Annotated in this window: 28 protein-coding genes; 6 read left to right on the top strand and 22 right to left on the bottom strand. The window is 36.3% G+C overall.

All coding sequences use genetic code 11. The features are described from left to right. Nucleotides 1-5 precede the first annotated feature (5 nt). The 12 genes from FG382_RS20535 to FG382_RS20480 form a co-directional block, all read right to left on the bottom strand. On the bottom strand, nt 6-386 hold the full coding sequence (locus FG382_RS20535) for a hypothetical protein (RefSeq protein WP_142540719.1): 381 nt from the start codon (nt 384-386) through the stop codon (nt 6-8). 12 nt (nt 387-398) lie between these two features. Continuing rightward, nucleotides 399-764, bottom strand: a complete 366-nt coding sequence (locus FG382_RS20530; RefSeq protein WP_142540718.1) for a DUF2089 domain-containing protein — start codon at nt 762-764, stop codon at nt 399-401. A 232-nt stretch (nt 765-996) separates the two neighbouring features. Then, complete coding sequence (gene fabZ, locus FG382_RS20525; RefSeq protein WP_373287659.1) at nt 997-1,425, bottom strand: 3-hydroxyacyl-ACP dehydratase FabZ; 429 nt, start codon at nt 1,423-1,425, stop codon at nt 997-999. A 283-nt stretch (nt 1,426-1,708) separates the two neighbouring features. Then, nucleotides 1,709-3,280 carry a DUF4179 domain-containing protein gene (locus FG382_RS20520; RefSeq protein WP_142540734.1) on the bottom strand — a complete coding sequence of 524 codons (1,572 nt, stop codon included), beginning with the start codon at nt 3,278-3,280 and terminating at the stop codon, nt 1,709-1,711. Next, the gene (locus FG382_RS20515) at nt 3,258-3,872 is read right to left on the bottom strand and encodes an RNA polymerase sigma factor (protein ID WP_244950552.1); all 615 of its coding nucleotides are present in this window, start codon (nt 3,870-3,872) and stop codon (nt 3,258-3,260) included. The genes FG382_RS20520 and FG382_RS20515 overlap by 23 nt, the downstream gene beginning before the upstream one ends. 310 nt (nt 3,873-4,182) lie before the next feature. Then, nucleotides 4,183-4,917, bottom strand: a complete 735-nt coding sequence (locus FG382_RS20510; protein WP_142540716.1) for a hypothetical protein — start codon at nt 4,915-4,917, stop codon at nt 4,183-4,185. A gap of 756 nt (nt 4,918-5,673) precedes the next feature. Then, complete coding sequence (locus tag FG382_RS20505; protein WP_142540715.1) at nt 5,674-6,396, bottom strand: amino acid ABC transporter ATP-binding protein; 723 nt, start codon at nt 6,394-6,396, stop codon at nt 5,674-5,676. Continuing rightward, the gene (locus FG382_RS20500; RefSeq protein WP_142540714.1) at nt 6,389-7,045 is read right to left on the bottom strand and encodes an amino acid ABC transporter permease; all 657 of its coding nucleotides are present in this window, start codon (nt 7,043-7,045) and stop codon (nt 6,389-6,391) included. The genes FG382_RS20505 and FG382_RS20500 overlap by 8 nt, the downstream gene beginning before the upstream one ends. Nucleotides 7,046-7,275: 230 nt before the next feature. Beyond that, on the bottom strand, nt 7,276-8,076 hold the full coding sequence (locus FG382_RS20495; RefSeq protein WP_142540713.1) for a transporter substrate-binding domain-containing protein: 801 nt from the start codon (nt 8,074-8,076) through the stop codon (nt 7,276-7,278). 4 nt (nt 8,077-8,080) lie between these two features. Further along, a complete protein-coding gene (locus FG382_RS20490; protein WP_142540712.1) occupies nt 8,081-9,385 on the bottom strand; it encodes an aspartate aminotransferase family protein in 1,305 nt (434 codons plus the stop codon). 394 nt (nt 9,386-9,779) lie between these two features. Then, a complete protein-coding gene (locus tag FG382_RS20485) occupies nt 9,780-10,433 on the bottom strand; it encodes an HAD family hydrolase (RefSeq protein WP_142540711.1) in 654 nt (217 codons plus the stop codon). 71 nt (nt 10,434-10,504) lie between these two features. Then, nucleotides 10,505-11,893, bottom strand: coding sequence for an aminotransferase-like domain-containing protein (locus FG382_RS20480; protein WP_142540710.1), 1,389 nt, complete (start codon nt 11,891-11,893; stop codon nt 10,505-10,507). A gap of 142 nt (nt 11,894-12,035) precedes the next feature. On the opposite strand from FG382_RS20480, the gene azlC reads away from it, so the two are divergent. From azlC to FG382_RS20465, 3 genes are read left to right on the top strand one after another with little or no spacing between them, the layout of a single operon-like run. Next, complete coding sequence (gene azlC / locus FG382_RS20475; RefSeq protein WP_142540709.1) at nt 12,036-12,746, top strand: azaleucine resistance protein AzlC; 711 nt, start codon at nt 12,036-12,038, stop codon at nt 12,744-12,746. Continuing rightward, the gene (locus FG382_RS20470) at nt 12,743-13,069 is read left to right on the top strand and encodes a branched-chain amino acid transporter permease (RefSeq protein ID WP_142540708.1); all 327 of its coding nucleotides are present in this window, start codon (nt 12,743-12,745) and stop codon (nt 13,067-13,069) included. Before azlC ends, FG382_RS20470 begins: the two co-directional genes overlap by 4 nt. Nucleotides 13,070-13,097: 28 nt before the next feature. After that, on the top strand, nt 13,098-13,547 hold the full coding sequence (locus FG382_RS20465; protein ID WP_142540707.1) for a PaaI family thioesterase: 450 nt from the start codon (nt 13,098-13,100) through the stop codon (nt 13,545-13,547). 140 nt (nt 13,548-13,687) lie between these two features. Here the strand turns inward: FG382_RS20465 and FG382_RS20460 are convergent, their stop codons facing one another. From FG382_RS20460 to FG382_RS20445, 4 genes are all read right to left on the bottom strand, one after another. Further along, nucleotides 13,688-14,257 (bottom strand): group-specific protein, encoded by a 570-nt coding sequence (locus FG382_RS20460; protein WP_142540706.1) that lies wholly within the window; start codon nt 14,255-14,257, stop codon nt 13,688-13,690. Between the two features lie 25 nt (nt 14,258-14,282). Continuing rightward, a complete protein-coding gene (locus FG382_RS20455) occupies nt 14,283-14,825 on the bottom strand; it encodes a GNAT family N-acetyltransferase (RefSeq protein ID WP_142540705.1) in 543 nt (180 codons plus the stop codon). Nucleotide 14,826: 1 nt separating this feature from the next. Next, the gene (locus tag FG382_RS20450) at nt 14,827-15,183 is read right to left on the bottom strand and encodes a helix-turn-helix domain-containing protein (protein ID WP_142540704.1); all 357 of its coding nucleotides are present in this window, start codon (nt 15,181-15,183) and stop codon (nt 14,827-14,829) included. A 115-nt stretch (nt 15,184-15,298) separates the two neighbouring features. Next, nucleotides 15,299-15,979: a putative periplasmic lipoprotein gene (locus FG382_RS20445; protein ID WP_142540703.1), complete on the bottom strand. Its 681-nt coding sequence runs from the start codon at nt 15,977-15,979 to the stop codon at nt 15,299-15,301. A 227-nt stretch (nt 15,980-16,206) separates the two neighbouring features. On the opposite strand from FG382_RS20445, the gene FG382_RS20440 reads away from it, so the two are divergent. Continuing rightward, nucleotides 16,207-16,833: a class I SAM-dependent methyltransferase gene (locus tag FG382_RS20440; RefSeq protein WP_229677461.1), complete on the top strand. Its 627-nt coding sequence runs from the start codon at nt 16,207-16,209 to the stop codon at nt 16,831-16,833. Here the strand turns inward: FG382_RS20440 and FG382_RS20435 are convergent. Next, nucleotides 16,811-17,665, bottom strand: a complete 855-nt coding sequence (locus tag FG382_RS20435; protein WP_142540701.1) for a DUF2268 domain-containing putative Zn-dependent protease — start codon at nt 17,663-17,665, stop codon at nt 16,811-16,813. The two genes, FG382_RS20440 and FG382_RS20435, sit on opposite strands and share 23 nt — an antisense overlap. Before the next feature lie 175 nt (nt 17,666-17,840). Between FG382_RS20435 and FG382_RS20430 the strand changes: the two genes are divergently transcribed. After that, nucleotides 17,841-18,089, top strand: coding sequence for a hypothetical protein (locus FG382_RS20430; RefSeq protein ID WP_142540700.1), 249 nt, complete (start codon nt 17,841-17,843; stop codon nt 18,087-18,089). A gap of 125 nt (nt 18,090-18,214) precedes the next feature. On the opposite strand, the gene FG382_RS20425 is transcribed toward FG382_RS20430, so the two are convergent. The 5 genes from FG382_RS20425 to FG382_RS20405 form a co-directional block, all read right to left on the bottom strand. Next, entirely contained in the window at nt 18,215-19,348 is a 1,134-nt protein-coding gene (locus FG382_RS20425; protein ID WP_142540699.1) for a bifunctional cystathionine gamma-lyase/homocysteine desulfhydrase, read from the bottom strand. Continuing rightward, nucleotides 19,349-20,281 (bottom strand): PLP-dependent cysteine synthase family protein, encoded by a 933-nt coding sequence (locus tag FG382_RS20420; RefSeq protein ID WP_142540698.1) that lies wholly within the window; start codon nt 20,279-20,281, stop codon nt 19,349-19,351. Further along, complete coding sequence (locus FG382_RS20415; protein WP_142540697.1) at nt 20,281-20,751, bottom strand: S-ribosylhomocysteine lyase; 471 nt, start codon at nt 20,749-20,751, stop codon at nt 20,281-20,283. The genes FG382_RS20420 and FG382_RS20415 overlap by 1 nt, the downstream gene beginning before the upstream one ends. Before the next feature lie 198 nt (nt 20,752-20,949). Continuing rightward, nucleotides 20,950-21,585 carry a class I SAM-dependent DNA methyltransferase gene (locus FG382_RS20410; protein WP_142540696.1) on the bottom strand — a complete coding sequence of 212 codons (636 nt, stop codon included), beginning with the start codon at nt 21,583-21,585 and terminating at the stop codon, nt 20,950-20,952. A gap of 139 nt (nt 21,586-21,724) precedes the next feature. Next, nucleotides 21,725-23,569 (bottom strand): SLC13 family permease, encoded by a 1,845-nt coding sequence (locus tag FG382_RS20405; RefSeq protein WP_142540695.1) that lies wholly within the window; start codon nt 23,567-23,569, stop codon nt 21,725-21,727. Nucleotides 23,570-23,798: 229 nt separating this feature from the next. Between FG382_RS20405 and FG382_RS20400 the strand changes: the two genes are divergently transcribed. Further along, nucleotides 23,799-24,800 (top strand): S66 family peptidase, encoded by a 1,002-nt coding sequence (locus FG382_RS20400; RefSeq protein ID WP_142540694.1) that lies wholly within the window; start codon nt 23,799-23,801, stop codon nt 24,798-24,800. The last annotated feature ends 209 nt before the right edge of the window (nt 24,801-25,009 follow it).

The following is a 25,009-nucleotide window of genomic DNA, read 5'->3' as shown; positions in this document are numbered from 1 at the left end:
TGGCTCTACTCAATCGTAACGGAAACTGTATCGCCATTTGCTGATTTAACATCCACGATTTGTCCGTCTAGTTCATTTTCAATCGCTTCTAAGATCAAGCTGATATCAATATCTTTTACATATTTCTCCGACTGCGGAATGCTAGAGGCAATACTGTGTCCAGCCATAAGCACAACCTTCACTAGCTTAATCGGCAAATTGACTGTAACATTATCATTTTCTGCTGAAACTACTCGTACTTTCAATGTTTTATCGGTATATGATTTTGGCGAAGGGGTGCTATCAGAGTCTCTTTCTTTTAAAACTTGGATTAGTTCAGAGGCTTTCCCCGCATCTACTTTCCCTTCCTGTACCATTGTTAATACTTTTTCAATTTCAGTTTTCATCTTTCATTCCCCCTATTCATCTTTTAAAAGTTTTAACGCTTCTTCTGAAGTTATTTCTCCATTTTCTAGCATTGCAATTACCTTTTTTTCATCTACTTCATTTTTCTTCTTCGCTTCGTATCCGAGAGAGCTAACAACCTCATTTAGTTTCCCACGGACTGTTGGGTAGGAAATTCCAAGCTCCTTTTCCACTTCCTTAATATTTCCTCTACATGTAAGAAATACTTCTACAAATCTTAGTTGTTCACTGGATAAGGATGCCATTTTCGATAATTCAAATTCGTTTTCAATTGTTGTGTGACAATGCGAGCAGTGCAGCTTTGTAATTTTTAATGTTTCACTACAAACAGGACACTGACTAATAACTTGATAAGCCATAAGAGCTGTTCACTCCCTCCTTTCATTTGTATTCATCATATATCATTAAAACACCAAAATCAATATGTAAATTAAATAAATAAATAAAAACTATATAAAAGGTTAATAATTTTAATATGCACTTTAATAACAGTTGAATCTGGCATAAAAAAAACATCTTCTTCTACGGGCTATTTGTAGACGAAGATGCTTTTTTATTTTGTAGCATTGAATAATAGTAAAGTAATTAATATTAATCACCAAATGCAAATATTAGTTCTAACTCACAAACCGATTCTCCATCAACAGTAGCAATACCTTTTCCCTTTCCAATAAGGCCTTTTATACGAGTAATTTCCACTTCTAAACGAAGTTGATCGCCCGGTTTTACTTGTCGTTTAAATCGACATTTATCTATTCCCGCTAGCAACCCTAACCGACCTTTGTTCCCTTCTTTCGTTAGCATCGCAACTGCACTGACTTGCGCTAATGCTTCCACTATTAATACACCAGGCATTACAGGATAATTAGGAAAGTGCCCCTTAAAAAAGTTTTCATTTATAGTGACGTTTTTTATACCAACTGCTCTTCTTCCCTCTTCTACTTCCAAAATTCTGTCTACTAAAAGAAATGGATAACGATGTTTTATAATAGTTTGCAGTTCTTGTGTATCAATCAACATGAAATCTTCCTTCCGTGTTTATTGCCTATATTATAGCATCTAGTATTAGTAGTAGGTATAAATTTAAAGTGTTTTAAGATAAAAAATGTTTAGGAATAGAATTTTTAAAGATTATTTGGAGTAGGTTTCGGAAATCGCAAGATACCTTTTAAGAATCGCAAATAGCACTCGAAAATCGCACGTTACCCATGATGCCTCTTATTTTGTGTTGAAACAATGTCTTCTGACTACAAAATTAATAGATGAAGAATTTTTTATTTTCTGACTACCTTTTATTATTGCTCTATTCATATAATGGAATTTTCCACTTTTCCTCTAGTTCAAAAAACCTAGTTGCAGTTAGCAGATGTAAGGACATTTCATCTGGTACTTCTGCTAATCCATTAGTTTTGAAATAGATGGATCGCTTGAAACATTCATTTACTTTTTCAGTAGTTTCATTATCTATTCTATAAGCACTTCCCGTATCGCCCTTTAAGACCCAATTACCTAATACTGCTGCATTGCTTTCTTGACACACCTCCATCTCTATTTCAAAAAAAGCTGAGTCATCTGCGCTTACAGCATTCTGTAGTTTCGCTTTCTTAATTGTTACTGCATTACCCATATATTCAAATGACACGGGATTGTCCTCTATTTTTTCGGGATTAAACTTAACCGAGAAATCAGTAGGAACGACTTTATATACACCCTCCAAGACAAAGGTAAGTTTGCTATCCACTTTTTCTGGTACAAATGATTCCTTCCATGCTGCATGACCTAATTTTCCTTTGCCCTTAGCAGAACTTATAATTAGTTTATCGTCATTTGGTTCCTTATTGGTAAAGGGTGAAAACTTTAGAATAATTTTCTTCTCTTCATTTTCTATATAATATTTAATAGATGTTCCAAAATTGAGTAGCTCACTTACGTTATATCCAAATTCTTCTTTTAAATATTTTAGCTTTTCTTCTGCTTCAACTAATTCAGAAGTTTGATAAGCTGTCTCATATAATAATGTATTAGAAGTAGGAGCATATTGTATTTCTTTTAAAGTAACTTCTACCCCATCAATATTTTGGGCAGCATTATTTAGAAGAACCTTTCTTGTTTCTTTCTCTTTGTCTGCTACTTCTACTGGTATTTCTAGCTCCCAATTCCCCTGCTTGCCATTCAACTCAACTAGATGAAATTTGATCGTTACCTTTTCTAATCCAGGTTCATCATTAATAAACACTTGCAAAGAATTATAATCCAAGCCATTATCCATTCTATAACCCATACTATAATTGTAAGAACCATTATAACCAGTAACAGAAATGATATTTCCATTGTTAGATATATTTGGTCGCTCTGCTATGCCATTTTCATTAATAACTTGAATAGACAATGCTACTCGTGATGAATCTACAATTATATCTTCAACTTTGAATGTAAGTCCCTGATCAGATACTTCTAAATCTAGCCTTTTCTCTAGCCCGTCATCTGATGCCATCTGCAATCCTTCATCTACCTGTTTCGTACTAAACAAACCACCTATAAATTGAGCGAAGCTAGGGTTAATTGTAGCAGTTAAACTAAGTGCCAATAAAACTCCCGCTGCTAATATTAAAATGCGTCTGACCATTTGGCTATTTCTTCGTGCTTTTTTCTTCTTATATGGGTCCAGTTTATCCAAGACAATAGATGCAAAGTCATCTGATAATGTTGGTGATTGTAAACTACCTTTTATAAATTGCTCTTCCTCTTTAAATAATTCAACGATACTTTTACAAGAATCACAACTTTTTAAATGTTGTTGTATTCGTGAATGTTCCTGTTCTGTTAGTAAGTTATCAACATACTGCGAAAGTTTATCTGCCTTTGGACAATTCATAAAAATAGCCTCCTTCGCGTTTGACCGTGTCTCTCATTTTTTTCTTTGCTCGATGCAGTTTATTTCGAACATCGGAGAGAGGAATTTCAATTAGCTCGCTTATTTCGTTATAGCTCAGTTCATTTACATATCGCAGAAGAATAATCATCCGCTCATCCTCCGGTAGAGTTGCAATAAGTCTTTCTAGCTGTCTGCTTTTCTCTTTTTTCAAAAATACAACTTCTGGATGGTTGGTATTCACAATCTTCTCTTCATTTATTTCAACTTGCTTCATCTTGTAGCTTTTTTTACGAAATTCATCCATACAATGATTGATCGCCACTCTATAGATCCAACTAGAAAACGAACCTTTTTGATCATATTTGTTTAATTGCTGATACACTTTGATAAATGCTTCTTGTACTAAATCATGGGCATTTTGTGGATTTCTTGTCATTCGTAAAATCGTTGCATATAGCCTATTTTTATATTTATTAATAATGTGTGCGTATGCTTGTTTATTTCCAGACAGTACTTCCCGGATCCACTGCAGCTCTTCTTCCATATTGACCTCCTTACTAAAACGACCATGCGCTTGTCTCGTTTTGATCACTCGTCTATACTAACGAGTATACCTGCTTAATAATTTCATTTTGTTGAAAATAAACAATTCAAACGTATACATGTAACAATAGAGTAAAATAAAAAAGGTCGTATGATGCGTAAACATCAAACGACCAAATATAATAGTAGGTTCCCTTCAAGGGGATTGGCTATTGATTAGGTAATAACCCACCCGAGCGCTCAACTCAAGTATGGGTTATTTTTTATGGTTAAATGACAGGATTACTACGATTAATGTAGCAAAAGCTATTGCGAACATCAATGCCATACTTTCTATTAAATACTTCCATTACCATTAACTAAATTCCTAAAATAAACTCTTTAGTTAGCTGAAGAGTTTTCTCTTGGACGGCCTTTGTATTTTTGTTTTCTGTTACATATCCTACATGATAAAGATAGCCCTCATAATATGTATATAGTTCATTTGCTGAGGTAACCACTGTAGATACTTGTTTGTTTTTCTCATCATACGAATAATATCTATAAGCTAGTGCACCATCTGTAGTAATCACTTGGTGAAAAATTGGGAGATCATCTATCAATATTTCTTTTCTTAACTCGTTACCTATTGTGTCGGTTTGTTGTTTAGAGAAATCATATTTATCCAGTGGATTTTCCTTGAGCTCTGTGACCGTTATTATATAAAATGCTTCTGTTTGATCGTATTCATCTGAATGGATATATGTAAGCTGAACTTGATTTTGTATATTTCCCTTTTCATCTTCTGAGGTTACTACATATGCAGTTTGCTCACTTACTTCGAAAGGCAATTTTTGAGGATCAATCAGATGAACAGCATTTTTAATAGAATTAGGTACAACACTCACCAACTCATCGATTGGTAAAGGCGTATAATATGTTACTTTTTTTCTGTTATCTTGTTCATCTACTGATTTAAAATATTCACTATATGCAAAACCAGTCCCTTTCACCTTTTTCAGAAAAATTTCATCCTCTTTATTAGCGCAGCCTGTCACCATGAAAAGCAGGGTTAGTAAGAGCAAAAAAGGTTTAGCTACTTTATTATGAGTCATTAAGAACCTCCTTTCTCTTTGTTCACTTTTAACATTTCCTTTAACGTAGAATGTATATTGGTTAGGCTGATTAAAATAAGACCTAACATTACAAAAGTAACTACTTCCCCTGTTATAAAAGAAATAATGCCCAATACTATGAAATACAAAGTATATAGCCAATTATTCATTATCGAATCACTTCACTTTCTTTTTAGCTAGTCAAAGAACCGCAATAAACGGACTATCACCCTAGGGATGAAAGTAATTATGTTCCAATTTGTATAGAAAAAATACAAAAAGAATGAAACTCCAAACCAATTAACCCAAACATCCCCAGTGTAAGGAATACCAAAGCTCTCATAAATCACTCGCAATAGCTTATTAGTTAAAATAAAACCAAGAATTAATTAAACTTAAATCTTAAAAGCGAGAACAGTAGACATTTTTAAAGTAGCCAGTTCTTATTTCCTCCTTCCCTAGGCTCTTACTTACTATTCTACGTGTAAAGATAGCAATCAGTTTCAAAGTTCGAAAATTTGTGTAAATATTTTCATTAAACATGGAGTGTTCTAGACAAAAGTCTCAACTCACAACATTGGAGGGCATTTGCGCAACTTTCTCTAAGAGAGGGGAATGTCATAATCGTCTCACAGCAAGTAAACTTTCTATTTTAATAAGCTGTTACCCCATCCCACTCACTTTGACGCATTCCACATACATTCTGTACAAAACAAAAAAGCAACCCCTACATCAAAAGGGATTGCTTAATATCTACTATAAAACTTTTTCTAAAAACTCTTTCGCACGAGCCGATTTTGGCTCTTTGAAAAACTGTGCTGGTGGCGTGTCTTCTACAAGCTGGCCGCCATCTAAGAATAATATACGATCCGCTACTTCACGTGCAAAGTTCATTTCATGCGTAACAATAATCATTGTCATACCTGAATCAGCAAGAGACTTCATTACCGCAAGAACTTCTTTTACCATCTCTGGATCAAGTGCTGATGTTGGCTCGTCAAATAACATAACAGAAGGATTCATCGCTAGTGCACGGGCAATCGCTACACGTTGCTTTTGTCCACCTGATAAACGGTTTGGATAATCATCCCGTTTCTCATGAAGACCAACTTGACGTAATAGCTCTTCAGCTTTTGCAATCGCTTCTGTTTTTGAAACTCCTTGTACATTTCTTGGAGCATACGTAATATTCTCAAGTACTGTTTTATGCGGGAACAAATGGAAATGCTGAAATACCATTCCTACATTTTCGCGTACTTTCATAATGTTTGTGCTTTTATCCGTGACAACGTCTTTGCCGATCGTAATGACACCATTCGTTGGCTCCTCTAATAAGTTTATACAGCGTAAAAATGTAGACTTACCGGAGCCTGAGGGACCAATGATCGCAATTACTTCTTTTTCTTTGATTTCTGTTGAAATGCCTTTTAGCACTTCATTTTTACCGAATGATTTATGCAAGTTCTCTACTTTAATCACTTCTACTCATCCTCTTTTCTAGCTTTTTACCAAGGAATGTTAAAATGAGCGTCATAATGTAATAAATCACACCAGCAATCATTAAAGCCTCTAAATAATGATAGTTTGAACCGCCAACAACATAAGCACGGCGCATAATATCTAAAGCACCGATTACTGTGACAATGGCAGATTCCTTATTTAATGTGATAAATTCATTCATCAATGCTGGCATAATATTTTTCATCGCCTGCGGTAAGATGATATCCTTCATCATTTTTGCATAGGGAATACCTAATGCGAGCGATGCTTCTTGCTGCCCTTTATCGACTGCATTAATACCACCTCGAATAATTTCTGAAATATAAGCCCCAGAGTTTAAACCAAAGGCAAGAATAGCTGCTGGCATCGGGTCAATATTAATATCAAAAAGCTGAGGAATAGCATAGTAAATAATCATTAATTGCAAAACGAGTGGAGTTCCACGGAAAATGGATGTATAAAAATCTGCAATGATCCGCAGTACGGTTACTTTTCCGATTTTGCAAAGTGCCAGTAAAATACCTAGCACCATACCCATTATAGTTGCTCCCAACACAATCTGAAGCGTGACACCTATTCCCTTTAATATATAAGGAATAGAGGGAACGACTGCATTAAAATCTAACATATCGTTGCCCTCCTTTCTATTCGAACTATTTAAATTAAATTCTCCTCGGCGTATTTGCGTCCAGATCAAGTAAGGAAGTTAGTCTAAGAACATCGCATTCATGCGACAACGACTAACTGACCTGCATCACGCAGGCCAGAGCTTACTCGATAAATCCCTTTAAAAATCTGTGACATCCGCCGGAGACCTTAATTTCCTTCAGCGGTTATTTTTACTGAAGGAAATTAGACTTACTCTGCTTCTACGACAAACCATTTCTGTCTTAATTCCTCAATTTTTCCGCTATCGATTAATTCTTTAATCGCTTGGTCGAATTTCGCTTTTAGCTCGCTTCCTTCTGGGAATACTGCTGCTTTATAATCTATATCGTCCACGACAACTGGGAAATAAGTTAAATCTGGATTGCGCTTTACATAGTTTTCAGCTACGATATCTTCGATAATTGCTGCATCAAAGCGTTTTGTCATTAATTCTTGTACTACTTCCGGGATTAAATTACGGCTTTCCACTTTTAAATCAACCGTTTTTGCCACTTCCTTTGCAAGATCTTCTTGAATAGAAGAAACTTGGGCACCTACTGTTTTACCTGCTAAATCCTCTACAGTTTTAATGCCACTATCTTTTTTCGTAACAACCATTTGTTGTGTTTCATTGTATGGCTCTGAGAAGTCTACAACTTTGTCACGTTCTGGGTTTGGACTCATACCTGCTAAAACGAAGTCAACTTTTCCTGCTTGTATTGCTGGGATTAAACCATTGAAATCAATGTTTTCTACCTTAACTTCAAAATCTAATTTTTCTGCGATTAAATTGGCAAGGTCAATATCAAAACCAATAATTTCTTCGCCTTTTGCTGTGTCTACAAATTCGAATGGTGGATAGTCTGCAGATGTACCCATTACTAATACTTCTTTGTCCTCTGTTGAAGTTCCTTCACTACCGGATGATTTTTCATTGTCTGATTTTGTGCCACAAGCTGCTAATACAGCGATTATTAGTACTAGCATAAGCATAAATAATTTATTTTTCATTGGATTATTTCCCTTCCATATAGCGATCAAGTGCTTTTTCTAGCATTCCTAAACCGTCGTCTATTTGTTCTTTTGTTATTGTTAGAGGTGGAATCATTCGAATAACTTCCCCTTCATTTCCACATAAGTAAAAGAGTACGCCTTCTTCTAATGCATAGTCCAGAATTTCCATAACAGCTTGTCCATCAACCTTGCCAGTTTCTGGATTTGAAATTTCAATTCCGATCATTAAACCTACTGAGCGAACATCACTAATAATTGGATATTTCGCTTGAAGTTTTATTAACTGCTCCGTCGCGTATGCCCCTACCACTTTGGAGTTTTCCACAAGATTTTCCTCGTGAAGTATTTCTAAAGTCGTTAAAGCTACTGAACATGCAATTGGATTTCCACCGAATGTAGTCCCATGCATACCGAGCGGCCATTTTTTCATCAATTCTTTTGAAGCTACTGTTGCGCTTAATGGAAGACCAGATGCAATACCTTTTGCAATTGCCATAATGTCTGGAGTTACGCCAAAGTATTGTGCTGCAAACCATTCACCAGTACGACCGAAGCCTGTTTGTACTTCATCGAAAATTAATAAAATGCCATGCTCATCACAAATTTCTCGAATTTTCTTTATCCATGCCTTTGGAGGAATAATATATCCACCTTCTCCAAGCACTGGCTCTAAAATGACGCAAGCCACTTCTTCTGGTGTCACTTGATGTTTAAATAGACGTGAAAAATCTTTTTCTAGCTGTTCTACACAGTAAACTTCAGGATCTATTCCAGCTGGCCAACCTTTTACGTCTGCATACGGAATTTGATAAGACAGATGCGATGGCTGTAAAAACTTACGATATTTACTTTTAGATGTTGTCACACCTAAAGCCCCTAGAGAACGACCATGAAAACAACCAGTAAAGGATACAACATACGGACGTTCTGTTACGAATTTCGCAAGTTTTAATGCTCCTTCAATTGCTTCGGTTCCACTATTTGCAAAGAAAAAACAATCTAAATTTCCTGGTAGAACATCGCCTAGATTTTTAGATAGTTGTAAAATAGATTCGTACATAATAACGCCAGACGGGCCATGAACAAGCTGATCCGCCGCATCCTTAATACTTTGTACTACTTTCGGATGACGATGCCCTGTATTAGCTACCGCAATCCCAGACGTAAAATCTAAATACGTTTTACCGTCTGCACCATAGTAATAACAGCCTTCTTCTTTCACAATTGGTATATTTGGATGATCCTTTGCCATACTTGGTGCTAAATAATCTCCCATATGATCATATAATTCTAACCAGTTACTCAAACTGTTCACCTTCACTTTTCCATAAGTTGTTCTAGTTGATAATAAAGAGCACACATAATCTATCTATTAATATTTGCACTAGCAAATCTGTATTTCCTTATTTGTTTTTTTACATGTATACAATATAGACCCTTACGCATAATTATTCAACAAGTTTTTTCGTCGATAGAAAAGTTTAAATTAGTCGAATCTTCAGTATTATTTCCTGTTCATTTGTAATTATGAATGAGTAGCGGAATATTGAGTTGTAAAAGCTGATGAGCACGAATTAAAAGCAATAAAAGGGGGTGAATTAAGGACAGAAGACTCTAGAAAAGTTGGAGTATATAAATCTAGTTCAAAATTTTTGGAGAGCCATTGGTACAATGACTCCCCATATTAGTTCAATCAGTTTTTATATTTTCTGCAATATTATTTTCAAGTCAATTAAGTCATCTATTACAAAATCAGCCTGTGTTAGTTCATCTTCTTGTGCAAAATCAAAGTTACAGCCAATTGCAATTAACTCATTATTTTTCGCCGCATTGATATCAGATAGACGATCTCCAACTACCGCTGCTTTTTTAATATCATATTTTTCGATAATTGTTTTAACTAAATCACCTTTATCGAGTGTCTGTATTTGTTGAATACTAAATGTCTCCGTAACCCAATTATCCAAATTATAATAATGCACAATTGCTTTTAAGTATTCCGTTAAACCGTTACTTGCTATGTAGATGGAATAATTATTCTCTTTTAAATAACTGAAAACTTTCTTTACATTAGGATATAAAGCACCTTTTCCACTTCTTATATTTTCAATTAATCTCTTCAGAAAATAAGCATCCACTTGCTCTCTTACTTCATCAGAATGATTAGGCAACAAAGCTTCCCATACTTTCGGTAATGGTACACCCATTATTTCACGATATTTATCAATAGGCGTTACTGAATCCCATTTATCTAATGACCTCAAATGGTTAAAAGTATCTTCTAACGATAATTCTAGAATTTTATCTGTTTGAAATAGCGTACCATCCATATCAAAAATGATTGATTGTAACATTGCTTTTGTCTCCCTTTTTATTCTGCTTGAATAACTGTATTTTTTAGAATATTGATCCCTACCTACTTGTCCTAACCAAGATACTGTTTAAGTGTATCTAATCCCATTTGTAACTCATCTAATGTATTCGTAGAAGAAAGCGCTATGCGTAAATAATGATCCTTTGTTGAACGTCCACTCATAAATCGATTGGAATGAAAGACGCTTATCCCCATATTTTTCAAATCCATTTCCATTTGTGAAGAGTTTAAATTTGTTTGTATCGGTAGCCAACGATAAAAACTAAGTGGATGTTCCCCTTCCCTTTTTTGCGGAAAATAATTTGTATAAATAACATTCGCCATTTGCGCTAATTGTTTCTTTTGATTAGCAATTTTAGATGCTACTCCAGACAGTATCAATTCAGTAATTACTTCTGCATCAAAAGAAGAGGTTTTTACATTTATTGTATAGATGGACTGTAGAATTTTATGATGAAAAGCGTCGCTATACACCATATAAGCTACACGCAGACCAGAACAAATTGACTTAGAGGTTCCACAAATATATATCGTTTGCTCTGGCAATAAGTTAAACATCGGCTGCTTGTAGTCTTCTATTATCCCTGCAGTTAAAAAGGCATGAATATCATCCTCTATTAAGATTAACTGATATTTACGAATGACCTCTGCCAATTCTTGTTTTCTTCGATCTGACATCATAATAGTAGTTGGATTAGAGCACGAAGGCATTAAGAAAATCCCATGAATTTTCATTTGCGCACAATGCTTTTCTAGTTCATCTGGTAGCATCCCAGACGTATCTCCATCAATTGGTACAAGTTGTATATGTAGTAATTTTGCTAATTCGATAAAGTTAGAATAAGTATATAAATCCGTTGCTATACGCTGACCGGGCTCAAATAGAGCAGTTAAAGCAATCGCTAAAGCGTTTTGAGCCCCTGATACGATCGCCATACGCTCCTGCTCCGCTTGTATACCGAATGACTTCATCCAGTTAAGTCCAGCAGTTTTTTGGTGAGGAATACCCGTTGGATCGTTGTAATTAAGTAGCCTGGTTACATAGTTTTTATTCACTACTTTTTGAAGTGTCTCTTCTACTAGTTCATTTGTTTGCTCAAAGGAAGCGACGAAAGCAAGGTCCAACATATTTCTCGAACTTTCTGTTGAAATAGTAATGGAACGAGCTGCATTTGGTGCCACAAAGGTTCCACTACCTGTAGTTGCATAGATTAATCCTCTTCTTTCACAAAGTTTATAGGCACGTGTAATAGTCGTAAAATTCAAGTCAAGAAAATCAGCTAATTCTCTTTGAGGAGGCAATTTTGTTCCTGACGCTAAAAAGCCATTCACAATATCTTGTTCCAGTAACGCAGCTATTGATTGATAATATGGCCTTGTTAAAAGAGCTTTTTCAGGCTTCCAGGACATCGGGTAATGATCGAACGAATTGACAGGCATGGTAACACCTCTTTCCTCATTTTCTATCCAATTATACACCGAATTGTATGAATTTAATTGTAATCCATACAATTAAATTGTTTTTTGTATGCATTTTCAATGCTATATTGAGGTTAATGTAACTTATGAGGAAGTGAAACAAATGACCAAAAGAGAAATAATATGGAATGCTCTTCGCGCCGCTTTCCCACATACCATCCCAATTTTCGCAGGATTTGTCTTTTTAGGTATTGCATATGGAATGTATATGCAATCCTTAGGGTTTAACGCAATTTATCCGATTTTAATGAGTCTCCTCATTTTTGCAGGTTCCATGGAATTTCTGGCAGCAAATTTATTATTGATGTCCTTTAACCCATTAAATGCACTGTTACTCACATTAACCGTAAATGCACGTCATTTATTTTATGGGATTTCCATGTTGGAGAAGTACAAAGGGACGGGGAGAAAGAAAGCTTATCTTATTTTCGGCATGTGTGATGAATCTTTTTCTATCAATTATTCTGCTAATATCCCAAAAGAGGTGGATAAGGGATGGTTTATGACCTTTGTGACGTTGTTGAACCATAGCTATTGGGTGCTTGGCTCCGCACTTGGTGGTCTATTTGGCTCGCTGATCCACTTTAATACAGAGGGGCTTGAATTTGTCATGACTGCGCTATTTATCGTCATCTTTATTGAACAATGGCGTAAAGAGAAAAAACATTTGGTTGCACTTATCGGTCTGACTGCATCTATTATTAGTCTTGTCATTTTTGGTGGTAGTGGGTTCATTATCCCAGCCATGATGGCTATTTTAGCGAGCGTAACCATTATAAGAAAAGTTTCCGAACAGAAGGAGATTACCGTATGAGCTTAAGTCTACAAATTATCACGATCGCGATGGTAGTGTTGGGAACTGTGCTCACTCGTTTTATTCCCTTTCTACTATTTTCTACAGGTAAAACCACACCTTCGTATGTTCAATATCTCGGAAGTGTGTTGCCTTTAGCAGTTATTGGTCTGTTAGTCATCTATTGTTTAAAAGATGTCACCCTTCTCACTGGCTCTCATGGTATTCCTGAATTGTTTGCAGTGGCAGTTGTGACTGGACTACATCTTTGGAAGCGAAATATGTTGTTATCCATAGCTGCAGGGACAATTGTTTATATGTTACTTGTTCAATTTATTTTTTAAATTCATTCAAACAAAGGGGATAGGAAAAATGAAACAAAGAATAAATGAATTAGAAATTCACGAAACACATTACGAAGCAATTTTGCAAAAAGTACAAAATGATCCTTATGCACTTTCTTTAGGCATACAGCTAACCCAATTCAAAGCTGATTTTGCGGAAGCAAAATTAGAAGTACAAAGTCATATGGTGAATGCATATGGTACTGTGCACGGTGCCATTATTTATGCTTTAGCAGACTATGCTTTTTCAGTAGCTTGCAATGCTTTTGGAAAGACTTCACTAGGAGTGAATACAACGATTCAATTTATGGAATCAGCTAAACCCGGGGACACTTTAGTAGCCCGTGCAACAGAAGTTAAACGAAATTTCCGCACAGGCTTCTATCGAATTGAGGTTTATCATGTAGATAACTTGATCGCTACTATGGAGGCTATGTCTTACCGAAAGGATCATTATTTTATTGAATTAGAGAGATAGTTTACTTGAACATAAATAAGTTTTTCAATACCTTCCTTTCTAATAATAAACTCTGCAATAACCTACTATATGCCTTTAAATAGAAAGATGTAATGATTAAAGATCCCTTTGAAAAATCAATTACGCCTCGGCGTAATTGATTAATTCTCTCCCATTTCTTTGCTCCAATTTATAGTTTCCGCATTTTCTACACTCACTTCCCCTAAGCTCAAAATATGGGGGATGTATACAAACATGCCAAACTTATTTCCACTTTTATGTTCCTGTTCAAAATAGGTTTGGGTGTCTCCAGGAATATGTGTTAATTCCTCGAAGCTTTCCATATGAATAAGTTCAATATCCTCGCTGTCTATCTCTCTCGAAGGACCTTTATCGTTTTCTTTTCGATACCAGTACACTGCGTTTTTATTGCTTATAAGACTTTTAGCAGAAATTTTGTAGAACAACAAATTGGTCTTCACATTTACACCGACTGATTTTAATGCACGATATACATGATGCGGATGAATCGGCAAAAAGAAAATAACATCATTCCAAAAACAATCTAGTTTAGGCACTCTGCGTTCCAACAGTTTCACTCGATCTGGATGATCATTATACTTTTTTGCGTACTCCTTATAAAGCTCCTCATTTTTTTCTCTTAAACTATTCAATGACAACAGCTTATCATCAATCATTTTGTTAGGAACCATATGGTAAACATAGTCCATTATATTTTGTCTCCTCTTTTGGAAATCATTTTTTCCATTCGTGATGTAAAATGCCATATAAAAATGAATCCCTCCATCCATCTTTTAAAAGTAAATCTTCACGCATTCTGCCTTCTTGAATCATCCCTATTTTTTCTAGTACCTTCGATGAAGCTATATTCCTAGGGTCACAGGTTGCAAAAATCCGATGAAGGTTACATTTCTCAAAACCAAAATTGATTAAAAGTTTTGCCACCTCGGTTGCAATTCCTCTTCCCCAATAATTAGGATTTACGATGTACCCAATCTCACCAGTCTTATTTCGACTATCTCGTATATTAAACTCCCCTGCTCCAATCATCTTTCCTTTTTCCTTTTCAACAATTGAAAAAACAAACCGTGTCCGCTCTCCTCTTTTGGCATCCGCAAGTACTTCACTTACAAAATTCTTTGATTCTTCTTCACTGTTTGGGCCCCATGGTTGATATTTGCATACCTCTTCATTGGAAGCATATTTATGAACGTCCAGCCAATCCTTCTCATCCATTTCACGCAATAATACATTACTGCTTACTAGAATGCTACTCATCTTAAAATCCAACTTCCTTCCAAATCGTTGTGTTATAACGTATCCATTCGTCGATTTGTTCCTTATTAAAATATTTGTCTTCACCGATTTGAATATAGGGAATATATTCATACGTGTCAAAACTGGAAAGTACTTCTCTACTACTATCTTGTTGCTGAATCATAGCCACTAATCTTTCTTCGTTTAAATTCAAATAAAATGCAGCTTCTTCTACTGTTAGTAACCCCTTAGCTGAATTATCCACCATTTGCACTGATTCATTTGCTTCCATTGAATCACTATTGCCAAACTGAATAGCTAAGAAAAAAATAGATATGCTCAATAAAATAATGGATATGTTTAAAAAATGCTTGCTCAAACTAATTTTCCTCCTTTATATACTTACATGACATTCTCTAATAACTTAATAAAATCCTTTATTCCTATCATATAAAAGACACCCTGCATTTCTTTTAAAGAGGATGTCTACTATGTCATTCATTATTTTTAATATAGCCCTCTATTTCATCCGAGATAATAGAAGTATCCCAAGGATGCCAAAACCAAACATTGCCGTCGAAATATATAGAGAAATTATATGCAATCGGTTCCTCGCTATAGAGAACTACTTGGAATCTGGTAGGATCACCATAAGCGGTGTTTGGATTAAAAGAAGGGTTGGTTTCCCCATCATTAAGAATTGCTATTATTTCTGCTACTTCTTGTTCATTCACGATTGTATGAGCGAGTTGCTGTTCATAATCCCCCTCGTATATTTCCACTTTATTGATAGTTTCAAGTGCAATATCTTTGTAATGGTAGTTAAGATTATTCTCATCCGTTTTGTATATACGATAGCCATTTATTTCAGACGCATCTGGAATGGCAATTAAGCGCTCTCTATCTTTCACACTGTATATCTCAGTTCCTTTCTCCCAATATGCTGCATCCCCCTCTTTAATTCGGTAACTTGGATTAGAAACATTATCTGCCACTCTAAACTTAACTTCACCAACTTTTTCTCCTATGTTTACAGAATCGGAAATCACGGCAGTATAGACTGCATCATATTGCTTCCCATTTATTTTTACAAAGTCAACCCACTCAATAATTGTCTGTGAACCACATGCTACTAATAACATAATACAAAGAAGAAACAAGCCTATTTTTTTCATGTGATCTCCCCGTTCCAATGCATTCTATTATTAGTACGTTCTCTCCAATCATATAGTTACAAAATTCCGTCATCTTTACTCATCCAGTTCTAACTAGAGTGACAAGCATACTATATGTGTAGTACTAAAAGGAGGGAAATCCAATTACTAACGACTATTTAGATTTATTAGCTTATTTTGGTATCGGAGGAGCACATCCTGGAGGATTTGCTTTAACTAAAACTATATTGCAAGCCGAAAATATACAACCAACGGATGCTGTACTAGATGTAGGATGTGGAACGGGGCAAACTGCAGCATTTTTAGCGGAAAGGTTTCACTGCCAAGTGACAGCGATTGATAATCATCCCATTATGATTGAAAAAGCGGAAGAACGACTGAAAAATAATAATCCCCCTATCCAGTTGATAGAGGGTGATGCTGAAAATTTAAATTTTGCAGATGATTCTTTTGATGTTGCCATTGCTGAGTCAGTAATCGTCTTTACTAATATATCGAAAACATTAAATGAACTAGCCCGAGTCTTAAAACATACCGGCAGGCTGATTATCATTGAGATGACTGCTGAACAAAACTTACCAGAAGCATTACAAAAAGAAGTGCGAAATTTATATGGAATACAAGATATTTTAACGGAGGATCAGTGGATATCCAGATTACAGCAAGCTGGATTTACTAAAATTGAAATGTTAGAAGTGCCCTCCACACTATCACCGAGTGAACTTGATGATATCAATCAATCCAATAGCATTCAAACCAAATTTTATGATCTATGGGATAAACATCATCAATTTTTAGATCAATACAATCATTTCATTGGCTTCCGCATATTTAAATGTCATTTATCTTCATAGGAAAGTCAGAACCAGTGATTATCTCTTCCGAAGTTTTCTTATACAATAAGTTATTCGGAAAAGGACCATGTTTCTTTTGAAAACTATCTACTATATGAAATCCTATATGGTAACCAATCCATTTCGGTAAACGACTTCCCACTTTACCGAATAAAAAATGCTGATGATTTTTAACTCCTGTCACATGTAAAGAAGGTATAAAAGATTTTTTCCATATAGCAGCAGCTTCTTCATGTGAATAAAGAGTAATCCATGGTGCTAGCCACTCTTCACCATATAAATCCTTTACTGCATATTCTCCAAGCCCTTCAATAATAAGTGACTCCATTAATGAAATCTTATCGGGAGCCTGATTCAAATAATCTAATCGGCACACATGATTGTACTCATGTGCAAAGAGGGCCTTTATTTCTTCCTTAGATAGATCAGGAGATAAAAACAAAAATAATGCCCCTCTATAAGCTACCCCATTTTTTTTAGGTATTTTCTTACTTGATTTAGCAGTTGCATTTTTTACAGGGAAAATGTAAATAGATACTTTTGGTCCATCCCACCGTTTTCTTAATAATTTATATTCCTGTTTTACGGTTTGCCATATATTTTCTGCTTCCATTTGTTTAACAGTCTCTTTTATATTTCTCCATTCTGCCGGCTGAAATAAACCATTTCTTAATAATTCATACTGTACAAGGTCGGGGTTGATGGTGGGGAATAGTTTTTTGAGAGGCGCTCCTATTATTTCGGCATGTATAGTAGCTGCCCCTCTTCCTGATTTTTCTTCACATAATTCCACAAATTTATAAAGAAGGTTTTGTGTTTGAATTACGGGCATGCATCTCTTCCTTTTTGTTTTTTCTAATCATAAGTTTAACTGTCAGATTATTTCAGAGACTTCCTATTTTTAATATACGGACTTTCCTTAGACGATTGTCTTTCGTGCCATACCATTAACTGCATATGTTAGTAGGACATACATGTATGTAATTTGTCTTGAGAGGAGGACGAATATGAATCGATCTGATTTATACAATCAATGTTGTAGATATCATGGGCAAAGAGTGAGAATAACATGTCGCGATGGTAGTGTTCATGTGGGGGAAGTTACGAGAGTCAGCAGAAATACAGTTTGGATTCGACCAGACGCAGAATTTGGTGGGTATGGTTTAGGGTGGTTTGGTGAAGGATTTGGTGTTGGCTTTGGTATTGCGCTCGGTGCTATTACTGGAATCGTTTTAGCTTCCGCATTTTTTTGGTAAAACATATCCTATCCTATTCAAATACATTTCATAATGCTTATCTGTAAGGAGAAAGAAAGGGAATAGGTGATTATTGATTACCCATTCCCTTTTTCATTAATTGTTTTAATAGTACAGAATTTTATTTATGCCAATCCCTGGTCCAGATCCTCCATCAAATCTTCTACATCTTCAATGCCAACGGAAATTCGTACAAGTCCGTCCGTAATTCCTAATTCTTGCCTGCGTTCAATTGGAATCGAAGCATGGGTCATTCTTGATGGAACAGAGATCAAACTTTCCACTGCCCCTAAACTTTCTGCTAATGTAAAGTATCGAAGCTTCGCAAGTAACGCATCTGCTTTTTCTCCACTACCAACATCAAAAGAAATCATCCCACCAAAGCCGGTTGTTTGTTTTTTCATAAGTTCATGACCTGGATGCTGTACTAAACCTGGATAATACAATTTTTCAACAGCTTTATGTTCCTGTAAAAACTCGGCAATTCGCTGTGCATTGGACTGATGCTCTTCCATACGAAGCCCTAGTGTTTTAATTCCGCGCATTAATAACCAGGAATCTTGAGGTCCAAGTACTGCTCCCACGGAGTTTTGGACAAAATGTAAATCAGTCGCAAGCTTTTCGGAATTTACAACAGCTAACCCAGCTACAACATCACTATGTCCACCAAGATACTTCGTTGCACTATGCAAGACAATGTCCGCTCCAAGAGCTATTGGTTGTTGAAAATAAGGTGTCATAAACGTATTATCAACAATGGTAAGTAGACTTTTTTCTTTTGCAAGCTTAGCCACAGCCTCCATATCTGTAACTTTTAATAAAGGATTTGTAGGGGTTTCTAAAAAAATTGCTTTTGTATTTTCTAAAACAGCCGCTTCCACGACGGCTAAATCACTCGTATCTACAAAAGTAGCCTCTATTCCAAAACGATTTAATACTTTCGACATAACACGAAATGTTCCGCCGTAGACGTCATCTGTTAAAATGACGTGATCACCTTTTTGAAAAAGCATCATGACGGAACTCGTTGCAGCCATCCCCGAAGCAAACGCAAATCCGGCAAATCCGCCCTCTAACTCGCTTATTAATACTTCCAATGCATGACGAGTAGGATTGCCAGTTCGAGAATATTCATAACCCTTGAATTTTCCTACTGCTTCTTGTTTATACGTACTCACTTGATAAATTGGTGTAGATACAGCACCAGTTGCTTCATCACCAACAATCCCTGCATGAATCAGTTTTGTTTTTGCACGCATTTACTTTTCCTCCTTAAACACCTGATAAACATTTTGGCTTAAATAACGTTCACTCGAGTCCGGGAAAATAGTAACAATATGGCTTCCTTCTTTTGCAATTTCAGCTTCTTTTAAGGCAGCAAAAAATGCTGCTCCAGATGAACTCCCAACTAGTAATCCTTCTTTTGTAGATAGTGCTCGAAGTTGTGCAAAGGCATCTTCATCGCGTACAGTATGAATCGCATTAAAATAAGATGGATCCATAAATGTAGGGAGAAACTCCATTCCAATACCTTCTGTCACGTGCGAACCTGCTGTCCCACCATTTAAAATAGATCCAACAGGTTCTACTATGACTGTTTTTATATTCGCGTTGCGCTCTTTCAAAAACATAGAGGTACCCATAAAGGTCCCCCCTGATCCAGCACCAGCAACAAACACATCAATCTGCCCATCTAAATCTCTCCAAATTTCAGGCCCAAGTGTTTTTTCATAAGTAGCTGGATTGGCCGGATTGGAAAATTGGGATGGTGAAAATGCATTGGGGATAGTGCCAACTAGTTCACGTGCTTTATCGATTGCCCCTTGCATTCCAAGAGCCGTCTCTGTATTAACAATTTCTGCTCCTAATGCGCGCATCAACGTTTGTTTTTCCACGCTGAACTTTTGAGGAACGACAAAGATTACTTTATACCCTTTTCCTATTGCGGCAAGTGCAATACCTATGCCTGTATTTCCAGCAGTAGGTTCAATAATCGTTCCACCAGGCACTAGCTTTCCGGAATTTTCCGCATCCTGTATTAAAGATAAGCCGAGGCGGTCCTTTACACTGCCACCTGGATTTAAATATTCCAGCTTTGCAAAAATTCTACAATTATTTGGAACAGTAATATGCGTAATTTCCACGATAGGCGTTCTTCCTATTAATTCCTGGACACTACGAAAATAGTTCATTATGCTTCCTCTTCATAAATTTGGCGCCACTCATCTTTTTTAGCGAGCATTTCCGTCGCAATTTCTTTCGCACCTTCTAAACTATGACTAGCCGCCCATCCACATTGAACTTCATTGCAAGCAGGAACTTCTGTTGCTTGAAGCACATCTTGTAATGTTTTTTCTAGAATCTCTAAAATTTCATCATAGTTTTCATGATTAATAACAGATAAATAGAATCCAGTTTGGCATCCCATTGGACTAAGGTCTACTACTTGGTCCGTGTGATTTCGAATATTCTCTGCCATCAAATGCTCTAGTGAATGCAAAGCTGGCATTTTCATATGCTCTTTATTTGGCTGCTTAAAGCGAATATCGTATTTATAAATTTCATCCCCGCGGATTCCTTCTTTAGTACCTGCTAAACGGACAAATGGTGCTACTACCTTTGTGTGATCTAAGTTAAAACTTTCTACATTCATTTTTTGCATGTTTATCGCTCCTAAAATTTATTCCCGCATTAACGGGCAGTAAGACTTCAACTTCATTATTTAAGAAAAGAGGTAAAGATAAGCAGGAGAACAACTGCCCGTAAAAGCCCGATGAAATGTATCGCAGACTAAGTACGCAACATCGTGTTGGTTCAACTAACAATCAGCGGGGATGAAGACCCCCCTCTGATTGAAGTTTCACTTTATCGCATCCATTAACCAAACAAAATCATTCATTTGCGTGAATTGCACTTGAAAGCCTGCCTCGTTAAACAATTTTGTTAAGATTGGGATCGTCGTATAATATTCTCTTTCTAGATCGTCTGCTACATGATGAAACCCGCGTGCTCTTTCTTTCACGATTTGCGCTTGTTTTGCATCCTCCGATATAAAAGCAGTATCTGCAAATACCACCTTCCCATTTGTGGGTAAAAGCACTGCATATTTTTTTAATGCTTCCCCTTTTTCCGAATCAGTTAAATGGTGAAACACATATGTGCTAACAAATGCATCGATACTTTCTGTTTCTGCTTCAAACTGCAACAAGTCACCATCCAATACTTTCATAAAAGGAAAGCGCATAGCTGTCGCTTGACGCATCTTAGTATTAGGTTCTATACCGATAACCGAAATACCTGCTTCTATTAACTTTGCAGTTAAATTTCCGGTCCCTGTTCCAAATTCGACGATAGTACCCGAAACCCGTTTGGTAACAGCATCTAATATGTTCTCATAACCCTCAAACACATCTCGGTACTCCGGATCTTCTCCAGAAACTGAAGCCTCGTATGAATCCGCCCACTCGTCAAAAATATCAACAAACTCCCTACCCATTTGTTAACCCCTTTTTAAATTAGATTATTCCTATTTAATTACTTTGAATTGGGCTTAATATAAATAGTTATATCACAATTGAGTAAATTGTCAAACAAAAAAAGAGTCTCTCTACAATTAGAGAAACTCTCATCCATAATTACAATGGGAAAAACAGCGGGATAACAATCATCATGACGATAAACATGACGGCCTGCAGGGGAATTCCTGCTTTTACAAAGTCAAAAAACTTGTATCCACCTGCTGTCATCACTAATGCATTTGTTGGTGACGCAACTGGTGTGGCAAAAGCCATGCTAGATGAAACAGCAATTGCTATTAAAAACGTATACGGATTTGCCCCCATACTAATTGCTGCACTCATTGCAATCGGCGCAAACAAAACAGCCGTAGCTGTATTACTTATAAACTGTCCAAACACCATCGTTATAAAATAAATGCCGATAAGTACGCCCATTGCCCCAAAACCACCAAGCAGATTGATAATCCCTTCTGAAAGAATAACCATTCCACCCGTTTTCTCAAGAGCAGTAGCCATTGGAAGCATCGCTGCTATTAACACAATACTTTCCCAGTTCATCTTTCCATACGCATCTTCCATATTACGTAAGCACCCAGTAACAATCATTAAAACTGCCCCAATTAAAACAGAAATGACAGCTGGAAAAACTTCTGAAATCATTAAAATAATCATGAATAACATGATAGCACCTGCAATTGGTGCTTTCCCGCTTGCTGCCGCAATACTTGCATGTTCTTTCGGCTGCCCTACTACAACGACATCTTGCATTGCTTTAGATAGCAATTCTATTTCATCCCATGCTCCTTGCACTAACAGCGCATCTCCAAAGCGAAGCCGCACATCTGCCATCTCACTAAGTACATAATCTCCTTTACGATTAACACCTAGTATATTCAAATTATACTTTTCCCGAAAGCCGATGCTACCAACTGTTTCATTGATCAAGCTAGAATGGGGAGTTAAAAGGACCTCGGCGATGCCTAGCTGTTTCGAAACAAGCACGTCTGCTTCCGAATCTTCCGCGTCTATTTCTAATAAAAAATCCCTTGCTAGCTGTTCCATACTGCTAAAGGCACCTTGAACAAATAAAATATCCTTCGCATGAATGATACTAGTCGGCCCGGCCATTTCCTGATACGTGATTGGTAAAAGATTCATGCCTTCTATCGATTTACGATCAATTTTTAAAATAGCTAAATGATACTTAGCAGGCAGCTTCAATTCCGCCAATTGCTTCCCAATCATCGGTGAATGCTCTGGAACTATAAGCTTGTGTAAATTTCCGCCAAGCTCATAATCGATTGCCAATTGTTTCGGTGAGAGCTTGTGCCCATCCTTTAACGCGTTTTTATTTTTCGCATTTGGTAAGACTACATTTCGAGCTACAACAAAATACAGAATACCGACAATAATAGCAATTACTCCTACAGGGGTAATCTCAAAAAAACCAAGTTTTTTATAGCCTTTATCTACAAGTACTTGGCTGACGATTAAGTTAGCTGGTGTTGCGATTAACGTCAAAAGTCCCGACAAACTACTGATATACGAAAGCGGTATTAAATACTTGGATGGACTGCTATTAATGCTGATTGCAATACTAATAACAATTGGAAGCATTAAGGCAACCGTCCCTGTGTTACTCATAAATGCCCCAACTGTTCCAGTAATAATAAGCAATAAAACAAATAAGCGGTTTTCGCTTTTCCCCGACCACTTAAGCAGTAAATTTCCCGCAATCTGCGCAAGACCCGTCCGTACGATTCCTGCTCCCACAACAAACAGTCCTGCAATCATAATAACAACCGAATTGGAAAACCCGGCAAGTGCTTCGGTAGGTTCTAATATTCCAGTAATAACAAATGCTAATAACGCCAAAACAGCAACCAAATCGGCTCGGACTCGATTACTTATAAATAAAACGATACTAATCGCTAAAATGCTAAACGTCATAATAAGCTGCATACTACCCTGCGCCCTTTCCGTCAGATATTACTTCTATTATATAAGAAACGAAAAGCAAATACTCCATCCCAACTATCCCATTAGTTAAATATTTCACAAAGTGCCACATATTCTTCACTAATATTTCCTTTTACATTAAAAATATTTACCTCGAAAAAAATGGATTTGCAATTACTTAGAAAAAAAAGGATGATTAATATAGAAATACTTAAAAGGAGGCACCAAAAATATGACTTTGTTAAATCGATTAAAAAAGGGAGATAAAATCGGGATTTACTCCCCATCATCTCCCATCACTCATTCTTCACCAATACGATTTCAAAGAGCCAAATCATTTTTACAATCGCAAGGCTTCGAAATTGTGGAAGGTAATCTTACCGGTAAGCATGACTATTATCGAGCTGGAACTATACAAGAACGTGCCAATGAGTTAAACGAACTCATAAGAAATCCAGACATTCGTTGCATTATATCGACTATTGGCGGAACAAATTCTAATGCGCTTTTACCCTATATTGACTATGAAGCTTTTAAAAAACATCCTAAAATTATGATAGGTTATTCGGATGCTACCGCTATTTTGTTGGGGATATATGCTCGAACAGGAATACCGACATTCTATGGTCCTGCTTTAGTTCCTTCATTTGGTGAATTCGAGCCATTTGTTCATTATACATATGAGTATTTCAAGGAAATATTAATAGAAGAACAACAAGTTCCTTTCACGGTTCCTACACCACCTTACTGGACAGACGAGCCAATTAATTGGGAGCTCAAAACAGATAATAAAGAACTGAGACCAAATAATTGGATTTGCGTAAATGGAGGTACTGCTGAAGGCAGATTAATTGGTGGCAATCTAAATGCGATGTATGGTATTTGGGGAAGTCCCTATATGCCTAGCATACAGGAAGGGGATATTTTATTAATCGAAGATACGATGAAAACCGCCTCCGTTGTAGAAAAGAACTTTAACCTATTAAAATTGAATGGGGTATTCGATCGTGCTTCCGGAATTATTTTAGGAAAACATGAACTTTTTGACGATCAAGGAACTGGTAGAAAACCGTATGATATTTTGCTAGAAACGATTGGAAAGCCTACTGTTCCGATTCTTGCAGACTTTGATTGCTGTCATACACATCCAATGCTTACCATGCCTATTGGCAGAACCGTTAAGATGGATGCAACGAATAAAGAAGTAATGATTATGGAACAGTGGATAAAGTGAATAAAAGATAAGTAGTTTCATACGACCAAAAACATGATCATTTTTCAAAAAATGATTATGTTTTTTTTACTAATTTCCCCTTTTACAACTAACACTCCGATTTTTACAACTAAATGCGATGAAATTACAACTAAACTTCCCTTTTTTCCAACTAAAATTATTTTCCAAAAAAAATGCAGGGAGGAACATTAACCTCCCAGCATTTTTAT

Origin of the sequence: Psychrobacillus lasiicapitis, assembly GCF_006861795.1 — a bacterium.
Lineage (GTDB): Bacteria > Bacillota > Bacilli > Bacillales_A > Planococcaceae > Psychrobacillus > Psychrobacillus lasiicapitis.
This window is presented reverse-complemented; position numbering and strand designations above follow the sequence as displayed.

Coding starts and splice junctions, on each gene's coding strand:
- FG382_RS20415 (WP_142540697.1), bottom strand. CDS start 20,751: ATGCAAAAAATGAATGTAGAAAGTTTTAACTTAGATCACACAAAGGTA.
- FG382_RS20530 (WP_142540718.1), bottom strand. CDS start 764: ATGGCTTATCAAGTTATTAGTCAGTGTCCTGTTTGTAGTGAAACATTA.
- FG382_RS20455 (WP_142540705.1), bottom strand. CDS start 14,825: ATGAGTAGCATTCTAGTAAGCAGTAATGTATTATTGCGTGAAATGGAT.
- FG382_RS20410 (WP_142540696.1), bottom strand. CDS start 21,585: ATGGGTAGGGAGTTTGTTGATATTTTTGACGAGTGGGCGGATTCATAC.
- FG382_RS20445 (WP_142540703.1), bottom strand. CDS start 15,979: ATGAAAAAAATAGGCTTGTTTCTTCTTTGTATTATGTTATTAGTAGCA.
- fabZ (WP_373287659.1), bottom strand. CDS start 1,425: ATGTTGATTGATACACAAGAACTGCAAACTATTATAAAACATCGTTAT.
- FG382_RS20495 (WP_142540713.1), bottom strand. CDS start 8,076: ATGAAAAATAAATTATTTATGCTTATGCTAGTACTAATAATCGCTGTA.
- FG382_RS20400 (WP_142540694.1), top strand. CDS start 23,799: ATGACTTTGTTAAATCGATTAAAAAAGGGAGATAAAATCGGGATTTAC.
- FG382_RS20460 (WP_142540706.1), bottom strand. CDS start 14,257: ATGGACTATGTTTACCATATGGTTCCTAACAAAATGATTGATGATAAG.
- FG382_RS20465 (WP_142540707.1), top strand. CDS start 13,098: ATGAAACAAAGAATAAATGAATTAGAAATTCACGAAACACATTACGAA.
- FG382_RS20510 (WP_142540716.1), bottom strand. CDS start 4,917: ATGACTCATAATAAAGTAGCTAAACCTTTTTTGCTCTTACTAACCCTG.
- FG382_RS20480 (WP_142540710.1), bottom strand. CDS start 11,893: ATGCCTGTCAATTCGTTCGATCATTACCCGATGTCCTGGAAGCCTGAA.
- FG382_RS20425 (WP_142540699.1), bottom strand. CDS start 19,348: ATGCGTGCAAAAACAAAACTGATTCATGCAGGGATTGTTGGTGATGAA.
- FG382_RS20430 (WP_142540700.1), top strand. CDS start 17,841: ATGAATCGATCTGATTTATACAATCAATGTTGTAGATATCATGGGCAA.
- FG382_RS20420 (WP_142540698.1), bottom strand. CDS start 20,281: ATGAACTATTTTCGTAGTGTCCAGGAATTAATAGGAAGAACGCCTATC.
- FG382_RS20520 (WP_142540734.1), bottom strand. CDS start 3,280: ATGAATTGTCCAAAGGCAGATAAACTTTCGCAGTATGTTGATAACTTA.
- FG382_RS20485 (WP_142540711.1), bottom strand. CDS start 10,433: ATGTTACAATCAATCATTTTTGATATGGATGGTACGCTATTTCAAACA.
- FG382_RS20500 (WP_142540714.1), bottom strand. CDS start 7,045: ATGTTAGATTTTAATGCAGTCGTTCCCTCTATTCCTTATATATTAAAG.
- FG382_RS20435 (WP_142540701.1), bottom strand. CDS start 17,665: ATGCCCGTAATTCAAACACAAAACCTTCTTTATAAATTTGTGGAATTA.
- FG382_RS20405 (WP_142540695.1), bottom strand. CDS start 23,569: ATGCAGCTTATTATGACGTTTAGCATTTTAGCGATTAGTATCGTTTTA.
- azlC (WP_142540709.1), top strand. CDS start 12,036: ATGACCAAAAGAGAAATAATATGGAATGCTCTTCGCGCCGCTTTCCCA.
- FG382_RS20535 (WP_142540719.1), bottom strand. CDS start 386: ATGAAAACTGAAATTGAAAAAGTATTAACAATGGTACAGGAAGGGAAA.
- FG382_RS20470 (WP_142540708.1), top strand. CDS start 12,743: ATGAGCTTAAGTCTACAAATTATCACGATCGCGATGGTAGTGTTGGGA.